Annotated in this window: 19 protein-coding genes and 1 tRNA gene; 5 read left to right on the top strand and 15 right to left on the bottom strand. The window is 64.1% G+C overall.

Annotation, left to right across the window (positions count from 1 at the left end):
* Window positions 1-69: 69 nt before the first annotated feature.
* The 4 genes from ACYQ3G_RS16750 to ACYQ3G_RS16735 all read right to left on the bottom strand — a co-directional run bounded on the left by ACYQ3G_RS16750 (window position 70) and on the right by ACYQ3G_RS16735 (window position 2,051).
* Window positions 70-156, bottom strand: a tRNA-Leu gene (locus ACYQ3G_RS16750).
* A 63-nt stretch (window positions 157-219) separates the two neighbouring features.
* On the bottom strand, window positions 220-375 hold the full coding sequence (locus ACYQ3G_RS16745) for a hypothetical protein (protein ID WP_459827744.1): 156 nt from the start codon (window positions 373-375) through the stop codon (window positions 220-222).
* 3 nt (window positions 376-378) lie between these two features.
* On the bottom strand, window positions 379-675 hold the full coding sequence (locus tag ACYQ3G_RS16740; protein WP_459827741.1) for a hypothetical protein: 297 nt from the start codon (window positions 673-675) through the stop codon (window positions 379-381).
* Window positions 672-2,051: an MATE family efflux transporter gene (locus ACYQ3G_RS16735; RefSeq protein WP_459827738.1), complete on the bottom strand. Its 1,380-nt coding sequence runs from the start codon at window positions 2,049-2,051 to the stop codon at window positions 672-674. The genes ACYQ3G_RS16740 and ACYQ3G_RS16735 overlap by 4 nt, the downstream gene beginning before the upstream one ends.
* Before the next feature lie 191 nt (window positions 2,052-2,242).
* On the opposite strand from ACYQ3G_RS16735, the gene ACYQ3G_RS16730 reads away from it, so the two are divergent.
* Window positions 2,243-3,415, top strand: coding sequence for a TraB/GumN family protein (locus ACYQ3G_RS16730; protein WP_459827735.1), 1,173 nt, complete (start codon window positions 2,243-2,245; stop codon window positions 3,413-3,415).
* Between the two features lie 428 nt (window positions 3,416-3,843).
* Here the strand turns inward: ACYQ3G_RS16730 and ACYQ3G_RS16725 are convergent, their stop codons facing one another.
* From ACYQ3G_RS16725 to ACYQ3G_RS16675, 11 genes are all read right to left on the bottom strand, one after another.
* Window positions 3,844-4,884: an IS110 family RNA-guided transposase gene (locus ACYQ3G_RS16725; protein ID WP_459822339.1), complete on the bottom strand. Its 1,041-nt coding sequence runs from the start codon at window positions 4,882-4,884 to the stop codon at window positions 3,844-3,846.
* Between the two features lie 348 nt (window positions 4,885-5,232).
* Window positions 5,233-6,258 carry a cytochrome d ubiquinol oxidase subunit II gene (cydB, locus tag ACYQ3G_RS16720; protein WP_459827732.1) on the bottom strand — a complete coding sequence of 342 codons (1,026 nt, stop codon included), beginning with the start codon at window positions 6,256-6,258 and terminating at the stop codon, window positions 5,233-5,235.
* Between the two features lie 28 nt (window positions 6,259-6,286).
* Entirely contained in the window at window positions 6,287-7,594 is a 1,308-nt protein-coding gene (locus tag ACYQ3G_RS16715; RefSeq protein WP_459827729.1) for a cytochrome ubiquinol oxidase subunit I, read from the bottom strand.
* A 12-nt stretch (window positions 7,595-7,606) separates the two neighbouring features.
* Entirely contained in the window at window positions 7,607-8,314 is a 708-nt protein-coding gene (locus tag ACYQ3G_RS16710) for a DVU0298 family protein (RefSeq protein ID WP_028576480.1), read from the bottom strand.
* A gap of 9 nt (window positions 8,315-8,323) precedes the next feature.
* Window positions 8,324-9,535: an FprA family A-type flavoprotein gene (locus ACYQ3G_RS16705; protein ID WP_459827726.1), complete on the bottom strand. Its 1,212-nt coding sequence runs from the start codon at window positions 9,533-9,535 to the stop codon at window positions 8,324-8,326.
* A gap of 104 nt (window positions 9,536-9,639) precedes the next feature.
* A complete protein-coding gene (gene rd, locus ACYQ3G_RS16700) occupies window positions 9,640-9,801 on the bottom strand; it encodes a rubredoxin (RefSeq protein WP_084435282.1) in 162 nt (53 codons plus the stop codon).
* Window positions 9,802-9,813: 12 nt separating this feature from the next.
* Window positions 9,814-10,194, bottom strand: a complete 381-nt coding sequence (locus ACYQ3G_RS16695) for a desulfoferrodoxin (protein WP_459827721.1) — start codon at window positions 10,192-10,194, stop codon at window positions 9,814-9,816.
* Window positions 10,195-10,305: 111 nt separating this feature from the next.
* Window positions 10,306-10,719, bottom strand: coding sequence for a Fur family transcriptional regulator (locus ACYQ3G_RS16690; RefSeq protein ID WP_028576477.1), 414 nt, complete (start codon window positions 10,717-10,719; stop codon window positions 10,306-10,308).
* Window positions 10,720-10,790: 71 nt separating this feature from the next.
* Window positions 10,791-11,804 carry a glycosyltransferase family 9 protein gene (locus tag ACYQ3G_RS16685; protein WP_459827717.1) on the bottom strand — a complete coding sequence of 338 codons (1,014 nt, stop codon included), beginning with the start codon at window positions 11,802-11,804 and terminating at the stop codon, window positions 10,791-10,793.
* A complete protein-coding gene (locus tag ACYQ3G_RS16680) occupies window positions 11,801-12,940 on the bottom strand; it encodes a glycosyltransferase family 4 protein (protein WP_459827714.1) in 1,140 nt (379 codons plus the stop codon). The genes ACYQ3G_RS16685 and ACYQ3G_RS16680 overlap by 4 nt, the downstream gene beginning before the upstream one ends.
* Window positions 12,924-13,538 carry a D-glycero-alpha-D-manno-heptose-1,7-bisphosphate 7-phosphatase gene (locus tag ACYQ3G_RS16675; protein ID WP_459827711.1) on the bottom strand — a complete coding sequence of 205 codons (615 nt, stop codon included), beginning with the start codon at window positions 13,536-13,538 and terminating at the stop codon, window positions 12,924-12,926. The genes ACYQ3G_RS16680 and ACYQ3G_RS16675 overlap by 17 nt, the downstream gene beginning before the upstream one ends.
* A 223-nt stretch (window positions 13,539-13,761) precedes the next feature.
* Between ACYQ3G_RS16675 and ACYQ3G_RS16670 the strand changes: the two genes are divergently transcribed.
* The 4 genes from ACYQ3G_RS16670 to ACYQ3G_RS16655 are packed head-to-tail and all read left to right on the top strand — an operon-like array spanning window position 13,762 to window position 17,465.
* Window positions 13,762-14,205 carry a cytochrome c maturation protein CcmE gene (locus ACYQ3G_RS16670; protein ID WP_028576474.1) on the top strand — a complete coding sequence of 148 codons (444 nt, stop codon included), beginning with the start codon at window positions 13,762-13,764 and terminating at the stop codon, window positions 14,203-14,205.
* Window positions 14,206-14,254: 49 nt separating this feature from the next.
* Complete coding sequence (locus ACYQ3G_RS16665) at window positions 14,255-16,138, top strand: heme lyase CcmF/NrfE family subunit (RefSeq protein WP_459827707.1); 1,884 nt, start codon at window positions 14,255-14,257, stop codon at window positions 16,136-16,138.
* Window positions 16,135-16,794 (top strand): ABC transporter ATP-binding protein, encoded by a 660-nt coding sequence (locus ACYQ3G_RS16660; RefSeq protein WP_459827704.1) that lies wholly within the window; start codon window positions 16,135-16,137, stop codon window positions 16,792-16,794. The genes ACYQ3G_RS16665 and ACYQ3G_RS16660 overlap by 4 nt, the downstream gene beginning before the upstream one ends.
* On the top strand, window positions 16,791-17,465 hold the full coding sequence (locus ACYQ3G_RS16655) for a heme exporter protein CcmB (RefSeq protein WP_459827701.1): 675 nt from the start codon (window positions 16,791-16,793) through the stop codon (window positions 17,463-17,465). Before ACYQ3G_RS16660 ends, ACYQ3G_RS16655 begins: the two co-directional genes overlap by 4 nt.
* The last annotated feature ends 8 nt before the right edge of the window (window positions 17,466-17,473 follow it).

Raw genomic sequence — 17,473 nt, 5'->3', positions numbered from 1 at the left:
GAGGATTGATTGTTAAGCCGTGAGAAAAAAAGAGGCTTGTAGAATTTATCTGCAAGCCTCTGTTTTTAATGGTGCCCAGGGCGGGACTTGAACCCGCACGATCCGAAGATCAAGGGATTTTAAATCCCTGGCGTCTACCAATTCCACCACCCGGGCAGGGAGTTTTTTCAAATATACAGGGCTGTCTGGAGCGTCAATTCTTTCTTGGCCGTGGGCGGGTCAGGCGAAGACATCCACGAGGGAACCCTTGTGCGGGTCGTGGGAGGGACGCGTGGGTTCGGGCGGGGTCGGGGATGGGCGGTCCTGGTCGCGGCGCGGGGCTTCGTTTCTGGCTGCGGGGACGGTCGGGGACGTCCTTTCGATGGCTTCGGTCATGGGTCAGGCCCTGGTGTTGCGCTGGTTCATGAAGGCCGAGAAGTCTGCGGCGAAACCGCTGTCGATGTAGCGCAGGTCCCGCTGGAGGTCGTCGATGTCGAAGCCGTTCTGTACGGCGAACTGGGCAAAGGCGCGGCCCGAGGTGCCTGCATGGCGCAGGCGGACCAGGCCTTCAGAATTGCGCGAATAGAATTGGTAGTGGCCGTGGGCGTCGAGGGTCAGGGAATACTCCAGGTCCCAAGGCGTGTCGGCTGCGTAGTTGGCTACGGAGCCGAGGTAGTGTCCGGGCAATTCTCTCACGCGGGTCTCCTGTTTTTGCGCAGGGTGAAGCGGAACCAGTCCTTGCACTGGTAGAAATAGAACATGGTGCCGCACTGCACCAGCACCGAGGCGAACATGGCCATCCACACGCCGTCGGACGAGCGCAGCACGACGTGCCCCAGCACGTAGGCCAGGGGCAGGCGCACCAGCCACGCCGAAGTGCCGAAGATGATCGCCTGGTACATGGTCGCGCCGGCGCCGGTGAAGGCCCCGCCCAGAATCATGGCGGCCAGCATGGGCGGCTGGGCGGTCATATTCCAGGCCAGGTAGTTCATGGCCTCGGCCTGCACCTCGGGGTCCGGGGCGATGAAGGCCGTGACCGGCCCGATGACCGTCCACAGCAGCGCCGTGAAGACGCTGATGACCGCCACTCCCACGGCCATGATGCGGTAGCCCACGCGCTTGGCCTCGGCCCGGCGGTCCTGGCCCAGGTAGTGACCGACGAGGATGGAGGCCGTGAAGTTGAAGGCCATGGCCGGGAGGAAGAGCACGGCCTCGACGCGGATGCCGGCGCTCATGCCGGCCATGGCCACGACACTGCCCTCGGGGAGGCTCGCGGTGATCGCGTAGAGGACCATGTAGGCCGAGTGCCAGACCAGCTGCATGAGCCCGGCAGGCCAGGCGACCTTGATGAGGTAGGGCAGGGCCAGGCGCGTCCAGCGCCAGGGTGCGAAGCACTGGGCGCAGAGCAGGCCGCAGCGGTTCAGCATGACGACGTTGTAGATCGTGCCGCAGACGACGGAGCCGAAGGTGGCCCAGGCGATGCCCTTGTACCCGAGTTCGGGCAGGCCCCACAGGCCCAGGCCCAGACCCAGGTCGCCCAGCGTGTTCACGCCCGTGACCAGGATCATGGAATACAGGGGCAGGGTCACGATCTTCTGGGCCCGGAAGAAGGCGTTGGTGATGGTGAAGACGTAGTAGGCCGGCATGAGGTAGAGGCTGACCTCCAGCAGATAGCTGGCGATGGGCATGAGCTCCGGCGGTATCTGCAGCAGGTTTAGGAAGCGTTCGTCGAACCATAGCCCGAAAATGAGGATGGCCAGGCCTGTGACCACCCCCAGGCCCACCCCCAAGCCCACGAAGCGCTTGATGCGCCGCGGCAGCCCGGCACCGGAACTCTGGCTGATGGCGGCTACGCTGCCGTTGGCCAGGGCGATGGCCACGACCATGAAGAAGAACATTGCCTGGCTCATGACGCCCATGCAGGCCTGGGTCTCGCGGCCGATGCGGCCGGCCACCCAGACGTCGACGAAGCCGATCAGGAAGTGGAAAAACATCATGACGACCTGGGGCCAGGCCAGGTTCCAGATGGTCGAGTAGGGGGCGCGCTCCATGCGGCGGTCGAAATCGCTCATGTCTTCTCCGGGTGCTGCATGTGACGGCATGCTTCAGGGTGCGCAATTTGACAAGGAAAAATGTTGCATGCCGGCGACGGCACCCCGGCGGGCTTGCTTTCCCCCGGGCGGCCGGATAACGGAACCCATCCTGATCACACAACAGGGCCCTGTCCGGAACGTTTTCCGGGGCCAGGCCCGTGAGGTATTGCGTGGAATTTGAAAATCTGCCCGAGAGCGTGACCGTGGTCGAGGAGGGGGGAAAGCGCTTCTTCCTCGTCGGCACGGCCCACGTATCCCAGGAAAGTGTCGAGGACGTACGGCGGACGGTGGAGATCGTCCGGCCCGATTCCATCTGCGTCGAACTCTGCCCGGCCCGCCACCAGGCCATGACCCGGCGCGACGACTGGAAGCGCATGGACATCTACAAGGTCATCAAGGATGGCAAGGCCGTCTTCCTGATGATCCAGCTCGTGCTGCAGGCCTTCTACCGCAAGATCGGCGACAAGTTGGGCGTGCAGCCCGGCGCCGAGATGATGGAGGGAGTTCGACTGGCCGAGGAAACCGGGGCGACCCTGGTCCTGGCCGACCGCGACGTGCAGGTCACCCTGAAGCGGGTCTGGGGGTATCTGGGTTTCTGGAAGAAGTGCCAGCTCCTGACCCAGATGCTGACCAGCATCTTCGTCGACGACGACGTGGACAAGGACCTCATCGAGGACATGAAGAAGAAGGACCAGCTGGCCGCCATCATGGGCGCCTTTGCCGAGAACTTCCCCCAGATCAAGGAGCGCCTCATCGACGAGCGCGACATCTATCTGGCCCAGAAGATCCGCAAGGCCCCGGGCGAGAACATCGTGGCCGTGGTCGGCGCCGGGCACGTGCCGGGCATGCAGCTCCACTTCGGACATGACGTCGACCTGGCTCCGCTGGAGGAGCTGCCGCCGCCGTCGCGGTGGGGCGCCTTCTGGAAATGGGGGCTGCCCGGTTTTTTCGTCGCATTGCTGGTCATCGGGTTTTTCCGCGGCGGCGCTGACACCTCCGTGGACGCCCTCTCCATCTGGGTGCTGGTGACCGGCCTCGGCGCGGCCCTCGGGTCCTTGGCGGCCCTGGGCCATCCGCTGACCATCCTGTCGAGTTTCCTGGCCGCGCCCGTGACCACTCTGCACCCCCTGATCGCGGCGGGCTGGGTGGCCGGCCTGGTCCAGGCCTGGGTCAAGAAGCCCACGGTCTCGGACCTCGAAGAGCTGCCGACGAGCGTCATGACGGTCAAGGGCTTCTGGGCGAACCCGGTCAGTCGCATCCTGCTGGTGGTCATCTTCGCCAACCTGGGCGCGACCATCGGCGTCTTCGTCTCGGGGAGCTGGATCGCGGCCAGGGTGTTTTAGGTTAGCTGGCAGGACCCGCTCTTCCCGCATGGAGAGCCTTCCGCGTCACCGGTATGCGGAAGAAGGTGGGATGGATTGCCGCGCTTCGCTCGCAATGACTTCGTATTGTTCGTCATGTATAGACCCGCCCTCAGTGTCAAAACATTTTGCAACAAACGAGAGGAATGCAGTCATGTATCCGGCATCTGGTCACTGAGACCGTGCCCTGATGAAATCCGCGCTTTGGAATCCAAACATTGCGACGGCATGTTTCTGCCGATGACGCTTCCGGAGTTTCCCAAAGCCGGTTCGACCGTTTGTGCATCATGTTTTGCGGCACTCCACAGGATGAGTTTTTCCGCGTTTATCCACAGTTGGCTGGCGCGGCCCTTGCGTGGGACATCCAAAAAAATGTCGCATAGCAAGGGCCGTGACAGCCCCGGCATATCTCAGTTCGTTGCCTTTGCTGCCTGATATTCCTCGCCTCGTGCCAATACCGCCCAGGCAATTCGAGCGGTTTTGTTCGCCTGAGCCACTGAGGCCACAAATTGCCCTCGTCGAGCAACCACTCCTTGAAGCCACGCCTTGCGTTTATCATTGGCTGTTTCCACAATGCCGGACCAAGCCCGGCAAACATTCCGAGCCCCCTGTATCAACAGTTTGCGGATGTATGTGTTGCCTCGTTTGGTGATGCCAAGAAGTTTCTGTTTTCCGCCGGAAGAATGCTCTCTGGGCGTCAACCCCAAGTATGCAGCAAGCTCTCTGCCGTTTTTGAACTGTTTGGCATCGCCCACATGGGCAACAAGCGCGGAGGCTGTCACTGGGCCAATACCAGGTACCTTCATCAGTCGAGTGCAATGCTCGTTGGCTTTTGTGATTGCCTCCATCTTGTGATCCAATTCGGCAAGACGTTCGTCAGCCTCATGGAGTTCTGTGTAGAGGTCGGAGAATAAATCACGAGCCTTGATGCTTAATCCGTTCTGAGGATCTTCCACAATTTCCGGTAAGCGCTTGCGTACATGGGTGATGCCTTGAGGCAAAATGATTCCTTTTTCGGACAGAAGACCGCGTATCTGGTTCGCAAGGGCGGTTCGGCTTTTGAGCAACCGCTCACGGACACAATGCCAGGCAGACATGTCTTGCTGCTCTTCAGTTTTGACCGACACAAAACGTGTTGACGGTCGTCCTGCGACTTCACAGATGGCCCGGGCATCCGCAGCGTCAGTTTTATTGTTGATAACGAACGGCTTCACGTGGCGAGGCGAAATCAAACCTACAGTGTGTCCCAGTTTCTGTATCTCCCGCCCCCAGTAATGCGCACCTCCGCAGGCTTCCAAGCCCACCGTGCAAACGGGAAGGTTGGCAAAAAACGCCAGAACATCCTTTCTGTTCAGCTGCTTGTTGAAAACGTCTTTTCCGTGCTTGTCCACGCCGTGCACCTGGAATTTATGCTTTGCGATATCAAGCCCAATACGGCATACTTGTTTCATGACCCGCCTCCCAGATTAAGTGTTTGGAGATACTCACTTATGGCACATTCGATGCCGTTATGCCATGGGCATATGGGGGGCGGGTCTATCCCATCATTGCGAGCGAAGCGCGGCAATCCATTTTTGCGGCTTCCGTGTGGGCATGCGCAATGAAGATGGATTGCTTCGTCGAAGACTCCTCGCAATGACATTTGGGTGATGCGAGGATGCGGTACTGCGGGCGGAGCTCTGTCCGTCAGGATCCGTTCTTCAGAAATGCGCAGGACAGTGCCTGGGTTGTGCAGAAAAAAAGGGTGACCTCTCGCGAGGCCACCCTTTTTTCATGTGCGTTTCAAACAGGGGCGGGAGCTAGTACGCGCCGTCGTGGCCCAGTTCCTTCTCGGTCACCTTGTGGGAGAAGGTGCGGTACAGCCAGAATTGGTAGGCGGCAACGATGGGTACGAAGACCAGGGCCACGCCCAGCATGATGGACAGGGTCAGGGTGCTGGAGGCGGCGTTGGCGATGGTGATGGAGTAGTCCGGGTTGATGCTCGAAGGCAGCAGGGCCGGGTACAGCCCGACCACGCCGAAGAGGGTCAGGCCGGTGATCATGGCCGCGGACAGGCCCCAGGCGAACCACCAGTCCTCCTTGCCGATCTGCTGGCGCAGCAGGAGCAGGGCCAGGACAGGCGCGACCAGCAGCACCAGGAGCAGCGGGTTGGCCAGGTAGTTGGACAGCAGGTTGGTGTAGATCACCGTCAGGACCACGAAGGCCCCGATGAGGACCACGAGCACGGGCCACAGCTTGCGGGCCAGGCTTGCGGCACGTCGCTGCAGGTCCCCCTCGCTTTTGATGGTCAGCCACAGGGCCCCGTGCATGGCGAAGAGCAGCACGAAAAGCACGCCGCCGGCCAGGCCGTAGGGGTTCAGCAGGGTGAAGAGGTTGCCCTGGAACACGCCGTTTTCATCGAGGGGCAGGCCCATGAAGATGTTGGCGAAGGCCACGCCCAGAAGCAGGGCGGGCAGGAAACTGCCGATCGTCGCGCCCCAGTCCCAGACCCTGCGCCAGGCGGGGCTGTCGACCTGATGGCGGAACTCCAGCGACACGCCGCGGATGATGAGGGCGAAGAGCAGGAGCATGAGCGGGGTGTAGAGCCCGCTGAACATGACCGCGTAGGCCTTGGGGAAGGCGGCGAAGGTCACGCCGCCGGCGGTGATCAGCCAGACCTCGTTGCCGTCCCAGAAGGGGCCCATGGAGTTGAGCATGATGCGGCGGTCCGTGTCGGACTTGCCGAGGAACGGGAGCAGGGTCCCGATGCCCAGGTCGTAGCCGTCAAGAATGAAGTAGATGGCCCAGAGCACACCCCAGAGTAGGAACCAGATGGTTTCGAGCATGAGTCAATCCTCCTTGTGATCCGAACGGTTACGCCTCGGCCGGGCCTTTCTTGGCGAATTTGAACAAGAGGTAGATGTCCACGGCCCCCAGCAGGGCGTAGAGCAGGGTCAGAGCCACCAGGGAGAAGGCCACCTGGGATGTGACGATGGGCGAGACCGCGTCGGCAGTTTTCATCAGGCCGTTGACGATCCACGGCTGCCGGCCCACCTCGGCCACGACCCAGCCCGCCTCGATGGCCAGGTAGGGCACGGGGATGGCGAAGAGCATGGCCTTCAGGAGCTTGGGCGTCTCGGTCAGCTTGTTGCGGCGCAGGAAGGCCCAGATGCACAGGAGCGGCATGAGGGTGCCAAGGCCCACCATGGCCCGGAAGGAAAGGAAGGTCAGCATGACGGGCGGGCGTTCGTCGGCCGGCCAGTCCTTGAGGCCCTGGACCGGGGCCTTGAAGTCGTTGTGGGCCAGGAAGGACAGGCCGCCGGGGATGCCGAAAAGTTCGACGGCGTTCTTCTCGTTCTTTTCGTCGGGCACGACCAGCAGGTACATGGGCGCTCCGTCCTCATGGGTTTCCCACAGGGATTCCATGGCCGCCAGCTTGGCGGGCTGGATCTTGGTCACTTCCTGGGCGTGGTGATGGCCCTGGACCGCGACGAGAACGGAGAAGACCAGGCCGAAGACCATGCCCAGCTTGAAGGAGCGGGTGAAGAAGTCGACGTTCTGTTTTTTGAGCAGATGGTACGAGGAGACGCCCATGACGAAGAAGCCGGCCAAGGCGAAGGCGCCGCTCAGGACGTGCACGTACTGCTGCCAGGCAAAGGGGTTGCCGACCACGGCGAAGAAGTCGGCCAGTTCGGCCCGGCCGTTGCGGATGACGTAACCCAGGGGGTTCTGCATGAAGCCGTTGGCGATGAGGATCCACAGGGCCGAGAGGTTGGACGCGCCGGCCACCAGCCAGATGCACAGGGCGTGCATCTTGGGCGAGAGCACGTTCCAGCCGAAGATCCAGGCCCCCAGGAACGTGGATTCGAGGAAGAATGCCACTGTGGCCTCGATGGCCAAAAGCGACCCGAAGATGTCGCCCACGTATTCGGAGTAGCGCGACCAGTTGGTGCCGAACTGGAACTCCAGGGTGATGCCCGTGACCACGCCCAGGACGAAGTTGATGACAAAGAGCTTGCCCCAGAACTTGGTCATGCGCTTGTACGTCTCGTCGCCGGTGCGGACGTACTTGGTCTCCATGATGGCCACCAGAATGGAGAGACCGAGGGTCAGGGGCACGAAGATGAAGTGGAACATGGTGGCCATGGCGAACTGAAGCCTGGATAACATGAGCACATCCATAGTGAGTCTCCTTTAGTTGTGTGCGGGTGAGGAACCCGTGATCCGCGTGATGGCTTCGGTGGCCAGCGCCCCGACGGAGGTCTCCGCCAGGGCCCGGTCGCGATAGATTTCGAGAGCGGAGGCGTCTGCGGTCATGGCCTCCAGTCGCGGCAGGGCCGAGGTGAGGCCCAGGAGGCCGCAGGCCCACGCCGCCAGGCCGCGGATGCCCGCGTCGCAGTCGCCCAGGGCGCAGAGCAGATCCGGTTCGGCCGAACCGGCCAGGTCCGGCCGGACCTGGGCCAGCCGGCCCACTCCCCACACCGCCCCGCGGCGCAGTGGGGCGTGTTCCAGGTAGCAGTCGGGCCGGCAGTGGTCTTCGTGGATGTAGGCCAGGACGTGGTTGTGGTACTCGGCGGCCACGAGGGGGCTCTGGGTCGTGATCTCGGCCATGGCTTCAGGCGCGCCCCAGCCGATGCCGCCGGACTCGTCGTTGAGGCTCCAGATGAAGCGCCGCATGACCACGCGCGCCTTTTCCGGCGTGCGTGCGGCCAGCGCGGCGACGACCGTCCCGAAGGCGGTCACGGCCCGCCAGCGCAGCAGGGGCGAGGAGCTGCACAGGGCCGAGAACAGCGGCGCCACGGCCTGCTGGCCCAGTTCGGCCAGTCCGGACAGCCCGTCCTCCCAGCCGTCGCCGGCCAGGAGGTCATGGATGCGCCGTTTGAGTTCCCTGCCCCGTGCCATATCCATCTCCTAGGCTTCGGCCTCGGCGACCTTGGCCTTGATGGCCCTGGCCACCTGACGCCCGAGTTCCTTGCACTCGGCCAGCTTGGCGTGGTCGGGCACGTTCTTGCCCTTCACGCCCGGCTCCACGACCTCGACCTTGGCCGACTTGAGCCAATCCGTCAGGATGTTGAGGGACTCGCCGCTCCAGCCGAAGGAGGCGAAGGCGGCTCCAACGCGGCCCACGGGGCGCAGGCCCTTCATGTAGGTCAGAAAGTCCGCCATCAGCGGCATGATGCCGTTGTTGTGGGTCGGCGAGCCGCAGACGATGCCCGTGGCGTCGGCCAGTTCACCCATGACGTCGCTGTGGTGGTACTGCTTGAGGGCCATGATCTTGACGGACACGCCCTCCTCCATGATCCCTTCGGCGATGGCCTTGGCCATTTTCTCCGTGGAGTGCCACATGGTGTCGTAGACGATGACGGCCTTCGTGTTGGGCCGCTGCTCGGCGTACTCGCGGTAGGCCTGCAGGACGAGCGGCACGTTGGAGCGCCAGATGATGCCGTGGTCCGGGGCGATCATGTCGATCTCAAGGCCCATCTTGGCCACGTCGTCGAGCACCGCCGTGACCCGCTGGGAGTATGGCAGGATGATGTTGTGGTAATAGTGGGAGCTCTCCCTCATGAGCATGGCCAGGTCGACCTCGTCGTCAAAGCGCTCGCTGGAGGCGATGTTCTGGCCGAAGGCGTCGTTGGAGATGAGCAGCTTGTCTTCGGGGATGTAGGAGAACATGGAGTCGGGCCAGTGCAGCATCCGCGCTTCCATGAACTGCACCGTGCGCTTGCCCAGGCTGATGGAGTCGCCGGTCTGGACCGGATGGTACGGCCAGTCGGGCTGGTGGAAATGGTCGAGCAGCATGCGGTGGCCCAGCTTGGAGCAGAAGACCTTCTCGGGCTGGATCTTCTCCATGAGGAAAGGCATGGCCCCGGAGTGGTCGGGCTCGATGTGGTTGCAGACGATGTAGTCGATCTTCTCCAAGGGGATGATGGAGCGAATCTGATGGTACAGGTCCATCTGGAACTTGGCCGGAACTGAGTCGAACAGGGTGATCTTCTCGTCCACGACCAGGTAGGCGTTGTAGGTCGTGCCCTGCGGCGACCGGGAATAGCCGTGGAAGTCGTGGATGTTCCAGTCGACGACGCCGACCCAGTAGACGTCTTTCTTGATCTCGGTGACAGGCATGGTTGGTGTTCCTTATGGATATGTTAACCCGCCGCGGGCGGGGGGAATGGTTGCGCTGCAAACAAGTTCAGCCCAGGAAGGCCTGGGCTGAGAGGAAGCGTCGATCAGCTTTCCTTGACGAAATCGGACTTGCCAGCCCCGCAGACCGGGCAGGTCCAGTCGTCGGGGATGTCCTCGAACTTGGTTCCGGGCGCTACGCCGCTGTCAGGGTCGCCGATGGCGGGGTCGTAGACGTAGCCGCAGAGAGTGCAAACGTATTTGTCCATGTCGGGTTTCTCCTAGTTTTCGGTTTTCCAGTGTCCGTGAAGATTGCAGTATTCCCTGGCCGTGACCTTGGAGGCCTGCACGCAGAACTCGGCCTCGGGGGCCTGTCCGGGATTCAGGTACTCGCGGTAGACCTTGCCGTCGGCGATGAGCTCGATCCACTCGATCCAGTGGGTGTCGATCATGGGGTGGGCCACCGCCCCGACCTTGACCTTGTAGCCGGTCGCGGTCTTCTCGATGACCGGGACGTGCTTCTCGCGGGCCGCATCAACGGTGCCTTCGACCATGAGCTTCATGTCCTCGCCGCAGCAAACCAGGGTCCCGCCGCCGCCATGCATGACTTCAATGATATTCCCGCACAGCTCGCATTTGTAAACTTCAAGTCTTTCAGCCATTTTGTACCTCCGTGGAATTCGAAAAGATGGATTACACCGGACCTGTAGCAGAGAACGGCATACTGTTCCAGTCATTCTTGCGTTTGAGCGGCTTTGGCCGCGAAAATGAGGCTATTGCTCGGGGTCGCGGGAGGCGCGGCACTCGGGGCAGATCCCGGAGAATTCCAGGCTGACGCCGGTGATTTCGAAATCCGTGGTCAGCCCGTCCTCGATTCCGGAAATGTCCGGAGCGTCGAAAATGTCGCCGACCTTGCCGCAGACCTGGCAGCGGATATGGTGGTGGGGGGACATGTCCCCGTCGAAGCGTTTCTGGCCGGCCGCGTTCTCGAGCTTGCGCACCAGACCCAGCGTGCTCAGCACTTCGAGGTTGCGGTAGACGGTGCCGAGACTGATGCGCGGCATCTTTTCGCGGACCATGCCGTAGATTTCATCGGCCGTGGGGTGGGATGTCACGGACTGAAGCTGTTCCATGATGATTTTGCGCTGGTTGGTCAGGCGCATGTCTTTACCCAAAAGTTCCTTCATGGGGCACCTCGGTCAAAATTTAATAATTATTACTAATAAAATCCCGGTGCGGCGTCAAGAAGAACGGGAAATTAGTTGAGGGAATCCAAAGAATCAAGGAGTTCAATGAGAAGCGAAGGCTCCACGCTTTTCATGCAGGCGTTGCCGAGGTCGCACGCATCCTGCCCGTGCAGGGAGCAGGGTGCCTTGGGGCAGGCGATCTGGTGGGCGATGTCGCGGGGGCCCGAGGGGTAGAAGCCCCATTCCCGGGTGGTGGGGCCGAAGAGGGCGACGACGGGCGTTCCTACGCCGGTGGCCAGGTGCATGGGGCCTGAGTCGCCCGTGACCAGGCAGCGGCATCCGGCGATGAGGGCGGCCGTGGCCCGCAGGTCTGTGGCGTTCGTCAGGTCGTGCGGAGAGCCGGGCAGGAGCGGGGCCGGGTTGCGGCCGATGACCAGGACCTCCCTGCCCCGGCTTTCCAGTTCCTGGATCACCGCGCGCCAGACGTCGGGTGACGGGCTCTTGGCCGGGTGGGTTGCATAGGGGTGTACGGCCACGGGGTTCGAAAGCCCCAGGCGCGCCAGGGTTTCCCCGGCGCGGGCGGTCTCGTCCTGGTCCAGGAAGATGCGCGGGCGAAGGAGCGCGGCGTCCGGGGCCGCCGTCTCCAGGGCCAGGCTGTAGCGTTGGGGCACGTTCTCGCGCCCGAGGCGCGCGGCCAGGGACGGGTGGCGCGTGGCCAGGAAAAGCCGCCGCGTCAGGGAGCGCTTGGCGTAGGTCCGGGTGGGGCCGGGCCACAGGGTGCGCAGGACCAGGGTACGCAGGTTCGAGTGCAGGTCGATGAGCGGCATGTGCCCGTGGGTGCGGGCCAGGCCGAGGCAGAAGCGCGCCCAGCGCAGGCCGCGCAGATCCTCCTCGCCCACGGTCAGCACCCGGCGCACGGCCGGGTGGCGGTCGAAGACCGGGGCCAGGGCGGGCCTGGTCAGCACGTGAAAGGTCAGCCCGGCCTGCTGCCGCCAGTATTCGAGGACGCCAGTGGTCAGGATGGCGTCTCCGAGGGCGCTCAGGCGCACGGCCACGCATTCCCGGTTGGACAGGCGCGCGGTCATCGGGCCTTTCCCCTTGCGGCCAGTTCCGCGTAGATGTCCATGAGCCGGGCCGAGGTGCGCTCGATCCGGAAATTTTCCGCGTGGCGCAGCCCGCGTTCGATCATGTCGCGGCGAAGTTCTTCGTCGCCCAGGGTGTGCGCCAGGGCCGCGGCCAGTTCCCCGGCGTCCGTGGGCGCGGCGTAGAGGGCCGCGTCGCCACCCGCCTCGGCGAAGCAGGAACCGGTGGAGGTGACGACGGGCGTGCCGCTGGCCAGGGCTTCGAGAATGGGGATGCCGAAGCCTTCGCCAACGGATGGGTAGGCGAAGACGCGGGCCAGCCGGTAGAGGCCGGGCAGGTCCGCGTCGGCCACCCGGCCGAGGAAGCGGGTTCGGCTTTCGAGCCCGGCGGACCTGGCTTGTTCGCGCAGGGCCGCTTCAAGGGGGCCCGTGCCCGCGATGACCAGGTACGGATGGTCGCCCTGCGGGAGGTGGGAAACCGCCTCGATCAGGGTGTGAACGCCCTTGCGCTCAATGAGGGAGCCGACGAAGAGGACGAAATCCCTGGGCAGGTCGAGGCGGCAGCGCAGGCCGTCCAGACTTGATGCGTCCATGGTCGCCGAGAAGGCGGGGTCGCAGCTCTGGTACGCCACGCGGATGCGGTCGGGGCTGACGCCAAAGAACTCTTGCACGTCATCTGCGGTCCGGGTGCTGATGGCCACGACGAGGTCCGCCCGCAGACAGCTGCGCTGGTATTTCCAGGCGTAGAGCTTGCGGTCGGCCCAGGGGTAGAGGTGGGGGTGCGTCAGGAACAGGAGGTCATGCATGGTGACCACGGTGCGGACCTGCGGTGGAAAATTCGTCAGCGGCAGCTCGTGGGACAGGCCGTGGTAGATGTCGACGCGGTCGCGGGAGGCCGCGACGGGGATGGCCAGGCTGCGCCAGAGGGCCGGGAAGGCGCGGCCTACCGGGCACGCTTCCTGCACATGCAGGGCGTTCGGCAGGGGCATTGTGCAAAATGGCCCGCCCAGCCGCGGCGCGTAGAGGGTGTAGCGGTGCTGCGGGAAGTTTTCGGCCAGGCCGAGGACCGTGCTGCGGGCGTAGTTGCCCAGGCCCGTGACGTTCTGGAAGAAGCGTTTGCCGTCAAAGCCGATGTGCATGCACAAGCCCCTTGTTTTGCACAAGCAGGTCGAGATAGCTGCCCAGGTCCCGGGCGATCCAGTCCGGCCGGCCCGGTCCGGGAAGACAGGGCCGCACGCCAGCCGGCACGGGCTCGAGCCCGAGCCTGGCCGCTTCCGAGAGGCCGTGGCCGGTCAGGACCAAGGCCGTCTCGGCGCAGCCCGCCGTCTGGCCAAAGGCGATGTCCGCGATCTTGTCGCCGACCATGACCGTGGTTTCGGGCCGCAGGCCGAAGCGGGCCGCGAGGTCGTCCCACATGCCGGTGCGGGGCTTGCGGCAGCCGCAATCCTCTCCGGGGCCGTGGGGGCAGAACGCCGCGCCGCCGAGGGCGATGCCTTCGGCCCGCAGCAACTCCTCCAGCCTGGCGTGCACGGCGAAATAGTCTTCCGGCGTCAGGAGCCCGCGGCCGATGCCACTCTGGTTGCTGGCCAGGAAAAAGCGGCAGCCCAGCTCCGCCAGACGGCGCATGGGAGCGGCCGCGCCGGGGATGAGGGCGACCAGTTGCGGGTCGCGCAGGTAGTGGCGCTCTTCGATCAGCGTTCCGTCGCGGTCGAGGAGGATCGTTTCGATGCGGGTCATGCGTATCCTTGAAAAAGCTCGTGTCGGGCTTTTTTGATCGGTTCATCCATGCAGGTCAAGAAAGGAAATGGCCCCGGCCGGACCGGGTTTCCGGGGTCCGCGGACGAAAATGTTGACGAAACGGGTCTGGTTGTGGATAGCGCGTGCGACGAGCGCGCTTCGCGTCGTGACAGGTCGCGCCGGTTCATGCTAGGAGCCGGGGCACATTGAAACCGGAGATTGCATGAGCACTTCCAAGAATCAGAAATGGGTCTATCTGGCCGCCGTCCTGCTGGTCGCGACCGGAGTGGGGTACCTGATCTTCAGCGGGCTGTCCCAGAATTCCGTCTACTTCCTCAATGTTTCCGAGGCGCTGGCCATGCCGGCCGAGAAACTGACCCAGGCCCGGCTCTTCGGGAACGTGGCGGCCGAGGACATCGTCCGCGACCCCGCGTCCATGGGCGTGGACTTCACCGTCCAGGACAAGGACGACCCGACCAAGACCATCCGCGTCACCTATCGCGGCACCGTCCCCGACACCTTCAAGGCCGGCGTGGAAGTCATCCTCGAAGGCCGCTTCAAGGCCGGCGCAAAGCAGTTCGAAGCCACGACCCTGCTGACCAAGTGCCCCTCCAAATACGAAAAGAACGAGAAGGGGCAGATGCGCCCTCCCGGATACCAGGGCTAGGCCCGCCTCTCTCTTCCGCAACCAGAACCCCGCGAGGATACCCCGTTTCATGCACGCCATCAGCTTCACCGCACTTCTCCTGAGCATGCTGGCCGCCGTCGGTCTGACCGCCGTGGCCGGAATGAAGGCCCTCAAAGACGACTACGGCACCGTGGCCCTGTTCGAGAAGGGCCAGATCCTTCTGACCATGGTCGTTCTCGGCGTCTCCGTCATTCTTCTCCAGGCCCTGGTCGTCAGGGACTTTTCCTACGTCTACGTCCGCGACTACACCGACAACCTGCTGCCCATGTTCTACGCCGTGACGGCCTTCTGGGCCGGGCAGAACGGGTCCTTCCTGTTCTGGTACCTGTGCGTGGCCCTCATGGGCTGGTGCATGATCTACACGCCGGGCTACTCGCACCTGGACAACCGGACCAAGGTCTATTTCTGGATTCTCTTCTTCCTCGTCGAGATATTTTTCCTCTTTGCCCTGACCGGGCCGAGCAACCCGTTCACCAAGCTCGACCCCGGCCCGGCCGACGGGCACGGCCTGAACCCCCTGCTACAGAACCCGGGCATGATCTTCCATCCGCCCCTGCTTTTCCTCGGCTATGCCGGGTACACCATCCCGTGCTGCCTGGCCCTGGCCTCGCGCCTCTCGGGCAACGGCCGCGAGTGGCTGGACCTGTGCCGCAACTGGAACATCGTGGCCTGGATCTTCCTGACCGCGGGCATCATCCTCGGGGCTTGGTGGTCCTACATGGAACTGGGCTGGGGCGGCTACTGGGCCTGGGACCCGGTCGAGAACGCCTCCCTCATCCCCTGGCTGGCCGGCACCGGCTTCGTCCACACGGCCATCGTCGGGCGCACGCGCAAGACCCTGCTGCGCACCAACGTGTTCATGGTCGCCCTGACCTTCCTGCTGTGCTTCTTCGCGACCTTCGTCGTGCGCAGCGGCATGATCGAATCCCTGCACGCCTTCGGTGGCAGCAAGATGGGCATCCCGCTGCTCGTCTTCCTCGTGGCGGGTTCCGCGCTGACCCTGTACGTCTGCCTGGTGCCGCGCAAGGACGACACGACGGCCATCGATGACTTCACCAGCCGGCCCGGCATGCTCTTCCTGGCTTCCTGGCTCTTTCTCTGCCTGGCCGGCATCGTCTTCCTGGGCGTGCTCTGGCCGGTCATCAGCAGCATCTGGAGCGAGAACCCCGTCGGCCTCGACGCCGGGTTCTACAACCGGGTCTGCCTGCCCCTCTTCAGCGTCCTGGCCTTCATCATGTCCGTGTGCCCCTGGTTCTCCCAGAAGAGCGGCGTCAGCGACAAGCTCGCCCTCGGCCTGGTGCTCGGGGCCGGAGCCGCGTCGGGCGCCGTCATCTTCGCCTTGGGCTACAGGCAGCCCCTGGCGCTCCTTGCCGCCGTGTCGGGCATCATGATCGCGGTCTCCGTGGGCCTGGTCTTCGTGCGCACCAAAGGCCTGCGGTCCTTCATGCCGTCCTGGGGCGCCTACGGGGTGCATCTGGGCGTGGCGATGATGGTCGTGGGTGTGGCCTTCTCAGGGCCGTACAAGGTTGAGGAGGAGGCGGTGCTGACCAAGGGCCAGTCCATGACCGTCGGCGCCTACGAAGTGCGTTTCGACGAACTGCGGCACCATCACGACAACCCGGCCATGGATATGCACTCGGCCGAACTGACCGTGCTGCGCGACGGCCGCGAGGTGGGCAAGCTGGCCCCGGAGAAGCGCCTCTACGCCAGTTTCCAGCAGTCAACCTTCGCCGAGGTCTCGGTAATCCCTTCCCTGGGCGAGGAGATCTACTCGACCCTGCTGGGCTTCAACGAGGCCGGCGAGGTCAGCCTCAAGGTCAGCCTCAACCCGCTGGTGAACTGGATCTGGATCGGCGGCACCCTGTCCTGCCTGATCGCCTTCCTGTGCTGGAGAAAGATCGAGCGCCGATGATGGCTTCCGGGACGCTTCTCGACCTGCGCGCCGTCAGCCACTTCTTCGGCTCGCGGCTGATCTTCAAGGGCGTGTCCTGCGTCCTGGAGCCGGCGAGCATCATGCTCGTGGCCGGCCCCAACGGCGCGGGCAAGTCGACACTCCTGAAGATCATGGCCGGCCTGCTGCCGCCGCGATCCGGCACCGTGCAGCGCCGGGTCGAGGACCGGGCCATGGCCTTCATGGGGCACCAGACCTTCGTCTATCCGGCACTTTCGGCCCTGGGCAATCTGGAGTTCTGGAACCGCGTCTACGGGCGCGGTCTGGACGACGCGGGCCTGCTCGGGCTTCTTGAACGGGTGGGGCTCAAAGGCTTCGCCCTGGAGGCCGCGGGCACGTTCTCGCGGGGCATGGCTCAGCGTCTGTCCCTGGCCCGGGTGCTTCTCGTCGAGCCACAGTTGCTGTTTCTGGACGAGCCGTCCACGGGCCTCGACACGGCCTCCCAGGCCCTGCTGCACGCCGAGCTCGAAGCTGCCAGGGCCAGAGGGGCCGGCATCGTCTGGATCTCCCACGACCTGGAGCGGGATCTGGGCCGGGCGGACACGGTGCTGCGGCTTTCCGGCCGGGCCATGACCTATTTCGGTCCGGCAGGGGAATTCCCCAGGGAGGCGGCGTGACCGCGCCCTGGCTGGCCATCGCGGCCAAGGACCTGCGCCTGGCCTTCGCCGGGGGGCAGGGACCGGTGCAGGCCGTGCTGCTGGGGCTTCTGCTGGTCTTCATCTTCAGCCTTTCCGCGGCGCCGGGCGAGCATTTTTCGCCGCAGCAGGCCATGGCCATCTTCTGGCTGTGCAGTTCCTTTGCCGTGGTCCTGATCTTTTCCCTTCTCTTCCGCTTCGAGGAGGAGAACGACACGGCCACGGCCCTGCTGCTGTCCCCGCTGCCGGTGCAGGGCCTGTGGCTGGGCAAGACGTTGGCCGGGCTCGCCCTGCTCGCCCTGTGCCAGGTCTTCTTTTTTCCGGCGGCCCTGGTCTTTCTGGGTCTCGACCCCGGCGGGAGCCTCGGCGGGCTCGCGCTCATGGCCCTGGGCGTGGATCTCGGGCTGTGCATCCTGGGCGGCCTCATCGGCGCCATGGGGCACGGGCAGGGCGCCAAGGACGCGCTCCTGACCATCATCGTCTTCCCGCTGCAGGTCCCGCTGCTGCTGGGGGGGATCCGCATCGGCGTCGGCCTCATGCAGGGCGTCCCCATGTCCGACCTGGGGGAATGGTTCGGGCTTGTCCTGGCGTTCGACGCGGTCTTTTCCGGCGCGGCGCTATTTCTCTTTCCCCATGTTTTCCGGGGCGAATGAAGGGGTTG

It is taken from the genome of Desulfomicrobium salsuginis (genome assembly GCF_054657795.1).
This window is presented reverse-complemented; position numbering and strand designations above follow the sequence as displayed.